The sequence below is a fragment of the Streptacidiphilus sp. PAMC 29251 genome, assembly GCF_054208735.2.
In genome coordinates this window covers 7,997,783-8,012,162 of sequence record NZ_CM135725.2, presented here as the reverse complement: position 1 = coordinate 8,012,162, position 14,380 = coordinate 7,997,783, and the positions used below count along the sequence as shown (strand labels likewise).

Genomic DNA, 14,380 nt, shown 5'->3' with positions numbered 1-14,380 from the left:
AGCCGCGCCGCCGGGCGCGACCAACCAACCGGGTGAGGCAGTCCGTGTACCACGACCACATACCCCACGAGCGAGTCGCCGAGGCCGCCGTCCAGGGCGACCGGGAGGCCCGTGAAGCGCTGGTCAGCGGCTATCTGCCGCTGGTCTACAACGTCGTCGGCCGCGCCGCCGAGAGCGATCTCGACGTCGACGACATCGTGCAGGAGACCATGCTGCGGATCATCACCGGGCTGCCCGCGGTGCGACAACTGGAGAGCCTGCGCTCCTGGATCGTGGCGATCTGTCTGCGCCAGCTGTCCGAGGCCCGACGCCAGGCCCGCTCGCAGCGGCTGCACCTCGCTCCGCCGCTCGCGGAGCAGGCCGATCCGGCCGCCGACTTCGTGGCGCTCCTGATCCTCCGCGAGAGCCTGTCCCAGGAGCAGCGGGAGGTGGCCGAGGCCGCGCGCTGGTTGGACCCGGGGTTCCGGGATCTGCTGTCGCTGTGGTGGCTGGAGGCGTCCGGGCACCTCGATCGCGCGGAGCTGGCCGCGTCGCTCGGCGAGTCGCCGGCGAAGGTGGCCGTCCGGGTCCAGCGGATGAAGGCGCAGCTGGACGTCGCCCGTTCGATCGTCCGGGTGCTCGGCGCTGAGGCCCGCTGCCCGGGCCTTGCCGCCGCGTCGGCCGAGGCGGAGCCGAGTCCGCTGCTGCGGAAGCGGATCGCCCGCCACCTCCGGGAGTGCCCGGCCTGCGCCGGACGCACCGAGCGGCTGGTCCCGTTGGCGCGGCTGCTCGCCGGGCTGCCGCTGGCACTGCCACCGGCCCGGCTCGGCTCGAGCACGGCCGGTCTGAGCCCAGCGGCAGCGACGGCCGGTCCAAGCCCAGCGACGGGCGGGCCGCATCGGGCGTCCGGTCACGGGACCCTGCCGCACGGCGCGGGCCGGATCACCCTGCTGTCTGGGACGGCGGGCAAGGTGGCCGTATCGGCTGCCGCGGTGGTCCTGCTGGCCGGCCTCGGCACGGCGGTGGCGAGCACGCGGGGGGCAGGCCCGTCCCGGCCGTCCGCGACCGGGACGCACCAGGTCCAGCGCACCTCCTCGCCCCGGACCCACAGCGCGAGCCCCGTGCCGGCGGTGTCGGCCCCAGTGTCACGACCCGCCGTCCAGCCCCGGCCCACCACCCCCTCGGCCGCTGCCTCCGCCACGACGCCGGTCTTCTCCAGCGTGGTCCCCCCGCTGCCCCAGGTGCAGGCGGTAACGGTCTCGCGGTTGACCCAGAACAGCCGGGTGGCCGGTCGGGACAACGGGCAGAGCACCGGGTACGGGAACCGCTCGGTGTGGGTCTTCGACGACACCACGCTGAAGAACCCCTGGGGCTTCCTGTCCAACAGCGGCGCCGTCACCACCGACCTCGACGCCACCGACGGCATCACGCTGACCTCGGGCAATCCCTTCACCGTCAACCCGGCTCAGACCCCCGTGAACCTGCTGCCGCTGACCGCCCCGGAGCGGGCGTTCGAGGCCGCGCACAGCGGGGCCGGCGGCTGCGCCGGCAGCCGGGACCAGTACTGCGGGGCGGTCTTCGGCTTCTGGCCGGGGCCGACCATCGCCGACCCCAAGCACCACCGGGTGCTGGTGTTCTACGGCAAGCTCTGCCGTGGCGGGGCCGCGGGCACACCGTGCTCGGGGCCGCTGGGCAGGGGCCTGGGCGGCGGGATCGCGGCGCTGGACATGGACACCGGCACGGTGACCCGGCTGGTCGCCGCCAACGGACCGAAGGTCAGCAGCGTCGAGGGCCTGGACCCGACCGCGTTCTTCGGCCCGGACCAGGTGTTCAGCGCCGCCTCCCTGGTCGTCGGCGACACCGCCTACACCTACGGGGACTGCACCGGCTACGGCTGCAAGCTCGGCCGGGTGCCGCTGGCCGGGATCACCGACCGCTCCCAGTGGCGCTTCTACACCGGCGGCGGGAAATGGAGTGCCGACCCAGGCGCGGGCACCCATGTGATCGCACCCGGAGCCGCAGGTCAGACCGTCTTCTACGACCCGGCACTGCGGGCCTTCGTCAATGTCTACATGCCCTTCGGCAGCAACGCCGTGATGTACCAGGTGGGCGGCTCGCCCTTCGGCCCCTGGTCGGCCGCCCGGACCGCGCTGCAGACCCCCGGGGGCCGGAACAACAACTACGCCCTGTTCGCCCACCCCGAATACGCGCGGCAGAACGGGCTGGTGGAGTATCTGACGTACTTTCAGCCGGATTCAGGTGCCCAGCAGTTGGTGCGCCTGAAGTTCCACGCCCGGTAGCGGAGGGCGATGGGGAGGATGTCAGAGAGTTGTCAGATTGTGGTTCGGACCGCCTCCGCCGACCGGATCCGGGATCCATCTGCTTAGGATCGCTGTCATGGGTACACGTGTTCTGGTCGCCGAGGACGACGAGATGCAGGCTGAGCTGGTCCGGCGCTATCTGGAGCGCGAGGGCCACACCGCTGTCGTCGTCCACGACGGACGCGCCGCGCTGGAGGAGGCCCGCCGGACCCACCCCGACCTGATCATCCTGGATGTGATGATGCCGGGGATGGACGGCCTGGAGGTGTGCCGCACCCTGCGCCGGGAGAGCGAGGTGCCGGTGCTGATGCTCACCGCCCGCAGCGGCGAGGAGGACCTGCTGCGGGGGCTGGACCTGGGCGCCGACGACTACATGACCAAGCCCTACAGCCCCCGCGAGCTGATGGCCCGGGTGCGCACCCTGCTCCGCCGGAGCAGGTCGGGCGGCGGCTGGGGCAAGAGCTGGGGCGACGGGGCGCTGCGGGTGGGCCACCTCAGCGTCGATCCGGAGCGGCGCGAGGTGACCTTCGGTGCCGACCCGGTGGAGTGCACCCGCGGCGAGTTCGAGATCCTGGCGGCGATGGCGGCCCAGCCCGACCGGGTCTTCAACCGGTCCCAGCTGCTGCAGGAGATCCACGGCTTCGATCCCTACACCACCGAGCGCGCCATCGACATGCATGTGATGAACCTGCGCAAGAAGATCGAACCCGACCCCCGCCGCCCGGTGTGCCTGGTGACGGTGTTCGGCGTGGGCTACAAACTCACCGACGGATCGGGCGGTCGGCGCCGTGCCCCGTAGTGTCCCGCTGCGGCGGAGCCTGGTGGTGCGGCTGCTGGCCACCTCGGTGCTGGTGGCCGTCTGCTCGATCGCAGCCACCGCGTGGCTGGCGGTGAAGTCCACCTCGCGTGCCATCGAGCAGCAGCAGAGCCAGGCGCTGTCCCAGGACGCCAGGATCTACAGCACCCTGCTGAGCTACGCCGCCACCCACCACAGCTGGGACGGTGTCGGCCCCGCGGTCACCGAGCTGGCCCGGGGCACCGGCCGCCGCATCGCGCTGACCACCTCGGCCCGGCTCCCGCTCGCCGACTCCGCACCCGCCGACGCCTCCCCGCTGCCGCTCCAGGCCTCCGCCGTGGTGGATCCGCTCAACGTGGACCCCTCGCTCGGCGCCGGCTCCGGGACCAGCCGGATCTCCCCCCAGGCCACCGGCCCGTTCCAGCTCAGCGGCAAGGAACAGGCGGACCTGCTCGAGGAGGCGGACGAGACGATCCGCTGCCTCCAGTACCAGGGGCAGACCGCCCAGGTCGCCACCAGCCCGGCCGGACGTCCCGACGTCATCACCAGCAGCGGCTACGCGGCGATACTGGTGATCGAGAAATGCAACTCCAAGCTGCTCCGCTTCCCCACCCCGGGCGAGACCAAGGCGCTCAACCAACTCGACGCCCTGGTCAACCCCTGTGTGACCCGGCAGGGGCTGCCCCCGGTCCAGGTCAACCTCAGCTACTCCTGGAGCGGGCAGCCGACCACCTCCAAGAAGGCCTCCCAGGCCATCGCGGCCTGTGTCGAGTCCGGCCGCCGGGAACAGCTCGCCCCCTACGTGGCGCCGGCCGCGCTGCTCTTCGTCACCAGCCCGACCCAGACCCCCGGCTCGGTGTTCGACCTGTCCCGGGCCAACACCGTCCGCATCGCGGAGGTGACCGCGCTGGTGCTGGCGGTCACCATCACCGTCACCGCCCTGGTGGCCACCCGGCTGATCCGGCCGCTGCGGACGCTGGCGGAGGCGGCCCAGCACCCCAGCGAGCCGCATGCCCGGGTCCCGGTCCGGGGCAAGGACGAGATCAGCTACCTCGCCGCCGCCTTCAACGACCTCTCGCAGCGCCGCGAGCGGATGGAGCAGCAGCGGGAGGCGATGGTCAGCGATGTCGCCCATGAGCTGCGGACCCCGCTGAGCAACATCCGCGGCTGGCTGGAGGCGGTCCAGGACGGCGTCGCGGTGGCGGACCCGCCGCTGGTGTCCTCGCTGCTGCAGGAGGCGCTGCTGCTGCAGCACATCATCGACGACCTGCGCGACCTGGCCGCCGCCGACGCGGACACCTTCCGACTGCACCCCGAACCCGTCCGGCTGCGCGAGGTGGTGCAGCGGGTGGCGGCCGCGCACCAGGACGCCGCCAGGGCGGCCGGGGTCACCCTGGACACCAGGACCGAGGGCGACCCCAAGCTGGTGGCCGACCCGCTCCGGCTGCGCCAGGCGATCGGCAACCTGGTGTCCAACGGCATCCGGCACACGCCCACCGGCGGCAGTGTCACCGTGACCGCCTACCGGGCGGGCCAGGAGACCCTGATCCAGGTCGCCGACACCGGCAGCGGCATCGGCCCCGAGGATCTGCCGCACATCTTCGAGCGCTTCTGGCGCGCGGAGAAGTCCCGCAACCGGCAGACCGGCGGCAGCGGCCTGGGGCTGGCCATCGTGCGGCAGCTGGTCGAGGCGCACGGCGGCACCGTCACCGCGGCCAGCACCCCGGGGGCGGGATCGGTGTTCACCGTGCGGCTGCCGGACCAGGCGGACTGACCCCGGCGGCCTCGGCCGCCGCCCCCGCACCCAGTGATCCGCGCAGGCGTGCCGCGGCGGCCGCCCGCGCTGCGTCCGATGCCGGACGTTCCGGGCCCAGCTCAAGTGCCGCCAGCGCCGCGCCGAGCAGCGGCGGTGCGGTGCTGACCACCGGCCTGACCCCGGGGGCCCCCGCCGCGAGCAGCTGCTCGATCCGGCCGAGCAGCAGCGGGTGCCGCGAAGCCAGGACGCTGCCGCCCAGGACCACCTCCACCTCCCCGGAGTCCGTCCCGTCCAGGTCGAGTCGGCGCAGCACGGTGAGGGCCATGCCCGCGATCTCGTCGGCCAGCCGCCGCACCAGCCCCCGGGCGATCCGGTCATCCTGGTCGCAGGCGGCGAAGACCGCCGGGCACAGTTCGCTCAGCCGGAGTTCCGGAAGTTCGCCGCTGTGCAGGGCGGCGGTCACCTCAAACACGCTGCTGGTGTTGAAATGGCTGGTCACGGCCTTGCTCAGAGCGGTCTGCGGGCCCCGGCCGTCCTCGTCCCTGACCGCGTGCCACAGCGCGGCGGCGCCGAGGTCGGCGCCGCCGCCCCAGTCGCCCGAGATCGGCCCCAGCGCCGGGAACCCGGTCCTGCGACCGTCCGGGGCGACGCCGACGCAGTTGATGCCGGTGCCGCAGACCACCGCGACGCCCCAGGGGCGGCTTGCCCCCGCACACAGCAGGGCGAAGGTGTCGTTGTCGACCCGTCGCACCCGCGCCCAACCGCGGGCGGCCACGGCCTGGTCGAGCGCCGCCACCTCGTGCGGGAGGTCCGCCCCGGCGAGGAAGGCGGCGATGCCGTCGGCCACCGTCCCGGGCGGCAGCCCGGCGGCGGCCAGCGCCTCGGCCCGCACCCCGGACAGCACCTCCATGGCCGCGGCGAGGCCGTCCACTTGGGGACGGAACCCGAGCCCGCGGGCCCGGCCGAGCACCGTGCCATCGCCGCCGACGACCGCCGCATCGGTCTTGCTGTTGCCGCCGTCGACCGCCAGCAACAGCCCATCAGGCAAAGATTGACGCTCCATCAGGCCCACCGTAGATGCTGCTGGTTGGCCGCGACCAGCTTGTGGGCGAGTTGCTCGGCCGGTTCGATCTGGCCGATCAGCGGGTGCGCCAGCAGCGCCTTGGCGACCCGCTCGACGCCGCCGTGCAACGCCGCCTGCAGCGCCAGTTCCTCATAGGCCGTCACATGCGCGATCAGCCCGGCGAACAGCGGCTCCACCGGGGCCACCGGCAGCGGGGTCGCCCCGTGTGCGCCGATCCTGGCCGGCACCTCGATCACCGCGTCGTCGGACAGGAACGGCAGGGTGCCGTTGTTGCGCACATTGGCGACCCTGACCTCGCCGGTGTCGGCGGTGAGCGCGTGCACCAGTTGCACCGCCGCCTCGGAGTAGTAGGCGCCGCCGCGCTGCTCCAGCAGCTCGGGCTTGTGGTCCAGCGCGGGGTCGGCGTAGAGCCGGAGCAGGTCGCGCTCCATTCCGGCGACCTCCTCGGCGCGCGAGGGATTGACCAACTGCTCGGCCAGCACCTCGTCATGGGCGTAGTAGTAGCGCAGGTAGTAGGAGGGGATCACGCCCAGCCGGCGCACCACCTCCAGCGGCATGTGCAGCCGCTCGGCCAGCGCCTGGCCGTGCTCGTCCAGCAGTTGCGGCAGCACGTCCACCCCGTCCAGCAGGACGGCCCGCTCCCAGGTCAGATGGTTCAGGCCGACATGGTCCAGGGTGATCCGGCGGTGGTCCACGCCGAGCCAGTCGGCGAAGGTGCGCTGGAAGCCGATGGCCACGTTGCACAGCCCCACCGCCCGGTGCCCGGCGTCCAGCAGGGCCCGGGTGACGATGCCGACCGGGTTGGCGAAGTCGACGATCCAGGCCTCGGGGGCGCGTTTGGCCACCCGTTCGGCCAGGTCAAGCACCACCGGCACGGTGCGCAGCGCCTTGGCCAACCCGCCTGCCCCGGTGGTCTCCTGGCCGATGCAGCCGCAGCCGTGCGGCAGGGTCTCGTCGATGTGACGGGTCTCCTGGCCGCCGATCCGCAGTTGGAACAGCACCGCGCCGGCGCCGTCGATGCCCGCGTCCGGGTCCGCGGTGGCGGTGACCACGGCGGGGTGGCCCAGCCGGGACAGGATCCGCCGGGCCAGCGGGGCGATCACGGCGAGCCGGTCGGCGTCCGGGTCGACCAGGGCGATCTCCTCGACCGGGAAGCCCAACCGGGCGAATCCGTCGACCAGTTCGGGGGTGTAGGTGGACCCACCGCCGATAACGGTGATCTTCAACCTTTGACTCCTGTCAGTGTGACGCCCTCGATGAAGGCTTTCTGGGCGAAGAAGAAAACGATGATCACGGGTGCCATCGCGATCAGGGTGGCGGCCATGGTGAGGTTCCACTGGACCGCGTGCGAGGTCTTGAAGCTGGCCAGGCCGAGTGCCAGGGTCCAGTGCGCCGGCGTCTCGCCGGTGTAGATCAGCGGCCCGTAGTAGTCGTTCCAGGCGTTGAAGAAGGCGAACAGGCCGACCGCGACCACGGCCGGGCGCATCATCGGCAGCACCACCCGGGTGAGCACCTTGAGTTCGCTGCAGCCGTCGATCCTGGCCGCGTTGAGGTAGTCCTCGGGGATGGTGAGCAGGAACTGCCGCAGCAGGAACACCGAGAAGGCGTCGCCGAACAGCGAGGGAACGACCAACGGCCAGATGGTGCCGGTCAGATGCAGCCGGGCCCACATCAGATACATCGGGATGACCAGCACCTGGGGCGGCAGCATCATCATGGTGATCACCGCGAGGAAGGCCAGGTTGCGGCCCTTGAAGCGGAAGCGTGCCAGCGCGTAGGCGACCGGGATGCTGGAGACCAGCATGGCCGCGGTGGCGCTGACCGCGTAGACCACGGTGTTGAGCAGCCAGGTGCCGAACGGGGCGGTCCGGAACACCGCGGTGTAGTTGGACCACTGCCAGTGCCGCGGCCACAGGTCGGAGCTGAGCGACTGCTGGTCGGTCATCACCGAGGTCAGGAAGACGAACACGATCGGGCCGATGAAGGCGCAGGCAAGACCGACCGCGACGGCGTGGTCGGCGATCCAGACCAGTGCCCGGCGACGGCGGGCCCGGCTGCGGGCGGCCCGGTGCGGCGAGACCGCACGGGTGGACGGTGGGACGCGGGCCGGTGCGACGGTGGTCATAGGGTTCTCCTTGCGTGGATACCCCGGCGTTTACACAGGGAAGTAGGCGCGTATGAAGGTGGGAACCTCGGAGCGGTTCGTTGGCCCGGGAGTGTCCTGATGTGCATGTTTGCATACTTACAGTTACTAGGGTTAGTTTGTGTCGCATGCACACCGATCCGGTGATGCGGGCCTTCAAGTACCGCTTCTATCCCACCGATGGGCAGGCCGTTGAACTGGCCCGCACGTTCGGTTGTGTGCGCCTGGTCTACAACCGAGCACTGCAGGCCCGCTCTGAAGGCTGGACCCAACGACAAGAACGAATCAGCTACAACGCCACCTCGGCCATGCTCACCGCATGGAAGAAGACCCAGGAACTGGCATTCCTGACGGAGGTTTCCTCGGTGCCACTGCAGCAGTGCCTGCGGCACCTCCAGAACGCGTTCGTAAACTTCTGGCAGGGTCGGGCGAAATACCCGACGTTCAAGTCCAAGAAGAAGTCGCGCCGCTCGGCGGAGTACACCCGCTCCGCGTTCAGCTACCGCGACGGGCTGCTCAAACTCGCCAAGATGTCCGCACCGCTGGACATCGTCTGGTCGCGCCCGCTGCCTGAAGGTGCGTCGCCGTCCACCGTCACGGTCTCGCAGGATTCGGCCGGACGCTGGTTCGTTTCCCTGCTCTGCCAGGATCCTGCCGTACAGGCCCTGCCACGGGTGGACACAGCGGTAGGTCTGGATGCCGGGATCAGCACCCTGCTCACCCTGTCCACTGGCGAGAAGATCGCTAACCCTAAATTCGAGAAAGCCGACCGTATCCGTCTGACCCGGGCCCAACGGGCGCTGGCCAGGAAACAGAAGGGCTCCGCCAACCGCGACAAGGCACGACTCAAGGTCGTCCGGGTGCATGCCCGGATCTCGGACCGGCGCCGGGACTTCCTGCACAAGATCACCACCCGACTCGTTCAGGAAAACCAACTGATCGTGATCGAGGATCTGAGCGTCCGTAATATGCTCAAGAACCACACCCTGGCTCGCGCCGTCAGCGACGCGGCCTGGACCGAACTGCGCACCCAACTGACCTATAAAGCCCACTGGTATGGCCGTAACCTGGTGGTGGTCGACCGCTGGTACCCCAGCAGCAAGACCTGCTCCACGTGCGGGTATCGGGCACGGAAACTGCCGTTGAATATCCGGACCTGGATCTGCCCCGCCTGCACGGTGGTCCACGACCGGGACGTGAACGCGGCGCGCAATATTCTCGCCGCAGGGCTTGCGGTGAACGCCTGTGGAGCCGGTGTAAGACCTCAATGGAGTCCTCCAAGCGGGCTACTGGCAACGAAGCAGGAAGCCCTCGCTGCGAAGTGAGGAACCCCTCCGTCCGCGGAGGGGGATGTCAAAGCGGCGACTCCGAGTTCTCCTGGGGGTTGAAGCCGGACGCCCGGCGCAGCAGGACGAGGGTGAAGGCCATCGACACCACGAACAGCACCACCGCCAGCGCGCAGGCGTAGCCGGCGTGGAACTGGTTGAAGCCGGTGATGTAGAGCTCCTGCGGGAAGGTCATCGTGGAGCCGTTGGGGTAGCCGGGGGCGGCCTGAATGCCGCCGTTGGCGACCTGGGCGGCGACCATGGCCTGGGTGAAGTACTGCAGTCCGGCGATCACCCCGGTCACGGTGGCGAACAGCACCACCGGGGAGATCGCGGGCAGGGTGACGTAGCGGAACCGCTGCCAGGGGTTGGCGCCGTCCAGCTCGGCCGCCTCGTACTGCTCGGCCGGGACGTCCAGCAGGGCGGCCAGGAAGATGACCATCACCGTGCCGCTGCCCCAGAGCGAGAGCAGGGTCAGCGCCGGCTTGGACCAGGCCGGTGAGTCGAACCAGAGCGGCCCGTGCACGCCGACCAGGCCGAGCAGGTGGTTCACCGGGCCGGAGGCCGGGTTGAACATGCAGACGAAGGCGACCGTGGCGGCGACCGGCGGGGCCAGGGCCGGCAGGTAGAACAGGGTGCGGAAGATCCCGGCGCCGGTCTTGAGCCGTGCGGTGACCATGGCCACGCCCAGGGCGAAGAGCACCTGCGCCGGGACCATGATCACGACCAGCCAGCCGGTGTTCCGGACGGCCTGCCAGAGCTGCGGGTCGGAGCCGAGCATGAAGCGGTAGTTGCGCAGGCCGACGAACTGGGCCGGGGTGATCATGTTGGAGTTGGTGAAGGACAGCCAGACCGTCATCACCAGCGGATAGACCAGGAAGACCGCGAAGCCGACCAGTCCGGGGGCGAGGAAGAGCAGGACCCGGAGCCGGTTCCGCCGGTGCCTGGCGCGCAGGGCCGGATCGGCTGCGGCGGCGGCGGCGGGGGGTGGTGCTGCGCCGGTGGCGAGAAGTGTGCTCATCAGCGGTGCCCGTCCCTCACTGGCCGAGGGTGAGCGCGGCGTCGTTCTGCTTGTCGACGGCCTTCAGCCCGGCCTGCAGGTCGGGGATCTGCCCGGTCTGCCACTTGTTGGCGAAAAGACCGTAGTTGGTCAGATAGGCGCCGCCGTCCGCGCTGGCCGGGGTGGTGGAGGTGTGCGGGTTCTTGAACACCCCCAGGAAGGTGGCGAACTGGGGGTCCTTGGCCAGCGTCAGCGACGGGGAGTCCAGTGCCGGGAGGGTGGTGGGGACGTTGCCGATGGCGTCGGCCAGCGAGGTCACCGCCTCGGTGTCGGTGGTGAGGAACTTGACCAGCTTCCAGGCGGCGTCCGGGTGCTTGGAGCCGCGCGGGATGCCGATCACATTGCCGCCGACATAGCCGGAGCCGTAGAGCTGGGGCTGGTCGTCGGCCACCGGCATCGGGGCGGTGGCGTAGTCGACGCTCGACTTGTCGTTCTTGATGAAGGCCGTGCGCCACTCGCCGTCCACCATCATCGCCAGATGGCCGGTCTCGAAGGAGTTCTGGGCCGAGAACTCGTCCGGCATGCCGGCCTTGAACTTGGCGAGCTTGGCCTGGCCGAACCAGTCGACCAGGTTCTTCTGCCAGGTCATCGCCGAGGCGAAGGCCGGGTCGGTGCCGACGTTGGAGGTCCCGTCGGGCTTCAGCCAGGTGCCGCCCCAGCTGGTGACCAGGTGCTCGGTGAGCATCTCGTAGGCGCCCAGGTAGGGCATGAACCCGGCGGTCTTGATGGAGCCGTCCGGGTTGAGCACGGTGAGCTTCTTGGCGTCCGCGGCCAGCTCGGTCATGGTCTTCGGCGGGGCGGTGATCCCGGCCGCCGCGAACAGCTTCTTGTTGTAGTAGAGCCCGAAGGTGTCGGCCAGCCAGGGCATGGTGCAGCGCTTGCCGTCGAAGGCGGTGTAGGACTGGACCGCCTTGGGGATCTGGCTCAGATCGACCTGGTCGGCCTTGATGTCGGGAGTGAGGTCCTGGAACGCGCCGGTGGAACACCAGCCGCCGACGTTCGCCGCGTTGAAGGAGGCGTCCACGTCCGGCGCGGTGCCGCCGCGAATGGCCTGGTTGACCTTGTCGTCGGTCTCCGCGGGCACGCTCTTCACGGTGATGTACGGGTACTTCTGGTGGAACATCGCCAGCACCGCGTTGACCGACGCGATCTCGTGCGGGGAGCTGAAACCGTGCCAGAAGGTGATGGTCACCGGTGTGGTGTCGCCGGCCCCGGTGTTCGGCTGCGAGCTGCCGCTGCCGGTGCTGCAGCCGCTGACCACCAGGGCGGTGACGGCGGCCAGGGCGAGGGCGGTGGTGTGTCTGGTGCGGTGAGCGGACATCGGGTCCTCCGAAGATAAATATTGACCTCTTATTGACCAGTGGCCACATCCTGGGTCATCATTCGGTCAACGTCAAGAGCCTCATTACTGCCCCACCACCACACCAGGTGCGGCAGCACGGTAATCTCCTCCTGATGCGATCCATGACGGAGGAGGACTGGTAAGGGAATGGTCAGCAATGAGAGCCGCGGGCAGAAGCGGGAACGGATCCGGGAGCATCTGCTCGACCTGGTCGAGGAGACCAGGGTCGGCGCGCCGATCCCGGGCGAACGGCAGTTGTGCGAGGACCTCGGGGTCTCCCGCCCCACTCTGCGCTCGGTCGTCGACGACCTGGTGCGGGACGGACTGCTGGTCCGTGAGCACGGCCGCGGTGTGTTCGTCGCCCAGGCCAAGGTCGCCCAGCACCTCGCCCAGACCGCCGGCCACACCCTCGGCGTCGGTGGCGTGGACGGCGTGTGGACCAGCCGCACGGTCGACTTCCGCAGCAGCACGGCCGGCCCCAGGATCGGGCGGCGGCTGCAGGTGTCACCGGGCGAGCAGATCCTGCGGATCACCCGGCTGCGGTTCGTGGACGGCGTCCCCATCTCCGTGGAGACCCTCTACGTCCCGCAGGCGCTGGTCCCCGGACTGACCGCGCAGGATCTGGAGCAGCACTCCTTCTACCAGTTGCTCGGACGCCGCTTCGGCATCCTGCTCACCGACGCCTCGCAGATCATCGAACCCACGGTGGTCGACGAGGAGGAGGCGGAGATGCTGGGCGTGCCCCTGCACGCCCCGGCGCTGCTCTTCGAACGGGAGACCAGGGACGCCGACGGCCGGGTGGTGGAGTTCACCCACTCCGTCTACCGGGGCGACCGGTACCGGATCTCCACGCAACTCTCGCTGGCCGCCAGGCCCGACAACGGCCGGGTGCTCGGCGGCTCCTGGTCGGCGGCCTCGACCGTGCCCGGTGCGGACACCCTCGTGCTGGACCCGTACTGGAGCGACAAGGCCTGACCGATGTACCGATTCCACTGCTTCGACTGCTCCACCGTCGCAAACCCCCACTGCGCGCCCTCCGAAAGGGATGGATCATGCTTCGTCGCACACTCACCTTGGCCGCCGCGGCCGCCTGCGCGGTCACCGCCGTCAGCGTCGGCCTCGCCTCCGCCGACGCCGGAACCACCGCCCACCCCGTGGCCGCCGCCGCACCGAGGAGCGTTGCCGCGACCTCGGGCGTCGAGCTGGAGGCCTGGCTCTACCCGGGTTCCCCCGGTGACACCCAGTGCACCGGGCCTGCCGAGTACGCCGACAACCGGGTCAAGAACGGGGCGCTCAAGCCCGAGTACTGGACCATCACCAGCAAGGGCAAGGTCTCCCTGGAGACCGCCGCCAGCGGCCTCTGCAACGCCTACAGCGCCGCCAACGTCGCCGACCTCAAGGCGCACTCCGCCTACCAGTACCCGACCGTCTCGGGGATGACCACCGCCGACGTGCACGCCCTGGTGAGCAGCAGCAGCAACCGCAGCAGCGCGGTCTCCCAGCTCACCTCGCTCGCCGTCAGCGCCAACCTGAGCGGGGTGGACGTGGACCTGGAGGACTACTGGTCCTGGAGCGCCCAGGACTTCACCAACTACAAGACCTTCCTCGGCCAGCTCGCCTCCTCGCTGCACGCCCAGGGCAAGAAGCTGCTGGTCGACGCCCCGGCGATGACCGAGAACGAGTCCTTCTACGACTACGCGGCGGTCAGCGCCGAGGGCGTGGACGAGCTGACGATCATGGCCTATGACGAGGAGTTCGACACCGCCCCGGGCGCCCGCTGCCTGCCGATCACCCCGTTGGCCTGGCTCAAGCAGGTCACCCAGTACGCCCAGAGCAAGGTCCCGGACCACGCCAAGCTGACCATCGCCCTGCCCTCCTACGGCATCAGCTCGGCCGACCCGTGCGACCTGGACAATGTCACCGGCAACATCCAGTTCAGCGACATGAAGAAGAGCCCCGGCTTCTCCACCAACGCGTCCACCATCGCCGCCCGGCGCGACCCCTCCTCCGGCGAGATCCGCTGGGTCTCCGGCGGCACCCTCTACGACTATGTCGACAGCACCGCGCTCAACACCAAGCTGGCCGTGCTGACCTCACTCGGCGTCACCAAGGTCTCGGTCTGGTCCCTGGGCGGCGGCAACCCCTGGTTCACCGGCTGAGCCGGCGTCAGAAGACCCGTCGTGCCCTGTCGCGTCCCGGCCGTCAGAGCAGCCGGGGCCGCGGCGGGGTGAGCCGCAACTGATGGACGGTGAGGGCCCGCTCCGGGGCGTCCGGCTCGTCCAGGCAGACGCCGGTGCGCAGGTCGAAGGTCTGCTTGTGCATCGGCGAGGTGATCGTGGGCTCCCCCGCGCGGTCGCCGACGATGCCGTCCGCGATGACCTGCGCACCGGAGTACGGGTCCTGGCCGTCCACCGCGAACACCTCCCCGCTCGCGGTGCGGAACAGCGCCGCGCGCACGCCGCCCGGCAGCAGCACGGCCACCCCGTGACCGGGCTCCAGATCGCGGTAGGCGCAGACCGCGAGCCACCGGCCGTCCGGGAGCAGCAGTTCCACGCGGTTGTCGTCCTTGGGCAT

12 protein-coding genes are annotated in these 14,380 nt (G+C 70.3%); 6 read left to right on the top strand and 6 right to left on the bottom strand.

From position 1 onward, the window contains the following. Positions 1 to 32: 32 nt before the first annotated feature. From ACXKR8_RS37945 to ACXKR8_RS37935, 3 genes are all read left to right on the top strand, one after another. Positions 33 to 2,279: a sigma-70 family RNA polymerase sigma factor gene (locus tag ACXKR8_RS37945; RefSeq protein ID WP_458269081.1), complete on the top strand. Its 2,247-nt coding sequence runs from the start codon at positions 33 to 35 to the stop codon at positions 2,277 to 2,279. Between the two features lie 97 nt (positions 2,280 to 2,376). Then, on the top strand, positions 2,377 to 3,099 hold the full coding sequence (locus tag ACXKR8_RS37940) for a response regulator transcription factor (RefSeq protein WP_458269080.1): 723 nt from the start codon (positions 2,377 to 2,379) through the stop codon (positions 3,097 to 3,099). Beyond that, complete coding sequence (locus tag ACXKR8_RS37935; protein ID WP_458269079.1) at positions 3,089 to 4,870, top strand: sensor histidine kinase; 1,782 nt, start codon at positions 3,089 to 3,091, stop codon at positions 4,868 to 4,870. Before ACXKR8_RS37940 ends, ACXKR8_RS37935 begins: the two co-directional genes overlap by 11 nt. Here the strand turns inward: ACXKR8_RS37935 and ACXKR8_RS37930 are convergent. The 3 genes from ACXKR8_RS37930 to ACXKR8_RS37920 are packed head-to-tail and all read right to left on the bottom strand — an operon-like array spanning position 4,839 to position 8,061. Next, positions 4,839 to 5,915: an N-acetylglucosamine kinase gene (locus ACXKR8_RS37930; RefSeq protein WP_458269078.1), complete on the bottom strand. Its 1,077-nt coding sequence runs from the start codon at positions 5,913 to 5,915 to the stop codon at positions 4,839 to 4,841. The two genes, ACXKR8_RS37935 and ACXKR8_RS37930, sit on opposite strands and share 32 nt — an antisense overlap. Continuing rightward, positions 5,915 to 7,162, bottom strand: a complete 1,248-nt coding sequence (locus ACXKR8_RS37925) for a 6-phospho-beta-glucosidase (RefSeq protein WP_458269077.1) — start codon at positions 7,160 to 7,162, stop codon at positions 5,915 to 5,917. The genes ACXKR8_RS37930 and ACXKR8_RS37925 overlap by 1 nt, the downstream gene beginning before the upstream one ends. Next, entirely contained in the window at positions 7,159 to 8,061 is a 903-nt protein-coding gene (locus tag ACXKR8_RS37920; RefSeq protein ID WP_458269076.1) for a carbohydrate ABC transporter permease, read from the bottom strand. The genes ACXKR8_RS37925 and ACXKR8_RS37920 overlap by 4 nt, the downstream gene beginning before the upstream one ends. Positions 8,062 to 8,207: 146 nt before the next feature. On the opposite strand from ACXKR8_RS37920, the gene ACXKR8_RS37915 reads away from it, so the two are divergent. After that, on the top strand, positions 8,208 to 9,404 hold the full coding sequence (locus tag ACXKR8_RS37915; RefSeq protein ID WP_458269075.1) for an RNA-guided endonuclease InsQ/TnpB family protein: 1,197 nt from the start codon (positions 8,208 to 8,210) through the stop codon (positions 9,402 to 9,404). A gap of 28 nt (positions 9,405 to 9,432) precedes the next feature. Here ACXKR8_RS37915 and ACXKR8_RS37910 read toward each other — a convergent pair whose 3' ends face one another. Together ACXKR8_RS37910 and ACXKR8_RS37905 are read right to left on the bottom strand one after the other, a co-directional pair. After that, entirely contained in the window at positions 9,433 to 10,425 is a 993-nt protein-coding gene (locus ACXKR8_RS37910; protein ID WP_458269074.1) for a carbohydrate ABC transporter permease, read from the bottom strand. Positions 10,426 to 10,441: 16 nt separating this feature from the next. Continuing rightward, positions 10,442 to 11,785, bottom strand: coding sequence for an ABC transporter substrate-binding protein (locus ACXKR8_RS37905; protein WP_458269073.1), 1,344 nt, complete (start codon positions 11,783 to 11,785; stop codon positions 10,442 to 10,444). A gap of 168 nt (positions 11,786 to 11,953) precedes the next feature. Here ACXKR8_RS37905 and ACXKR8_RS37900 point away from each other — a divergent pair, with 168 nt between their 5' ends. Then, a complete protein-coding gene (locus tag ACXKR8_RS37900; protein WP_458269072.1) occupies positions 11,954 to 12,781 on the top strand; it encodes a GntR family transcriptional regulator in 828 nt (275 codons plus the stop codon). A gap of 77 nt (positions 12,782 to 12,858) precedes the next feature. Then, a complete protein-coding gene (locus tag ACXKR8_RS37895) occupies positions 12,859 to 13,965 on the top strand; it encodes a glycosyl hydrolase family 18 protein (RefSeq protein ID WP_458269071.1) in 1,107 nt (368 codons plus the stop codon). A 43-nt stretch (positions 13,966 to 14,008) separates the two neighbouring features. Here the strand turns inward: ACXKR8_RS37895 and nirD are convergent, their stop codons facing one another. After that, a complete protein-coding gene (gene nirD, locus ACXKR8_RS37890; protein ID WP_458269070.1) occupies positions 14,009 to 14,380 on the bottom strand; it encodes a nitrite reductase small subunit NirD in 372 nt (123 codons plus the stop codon).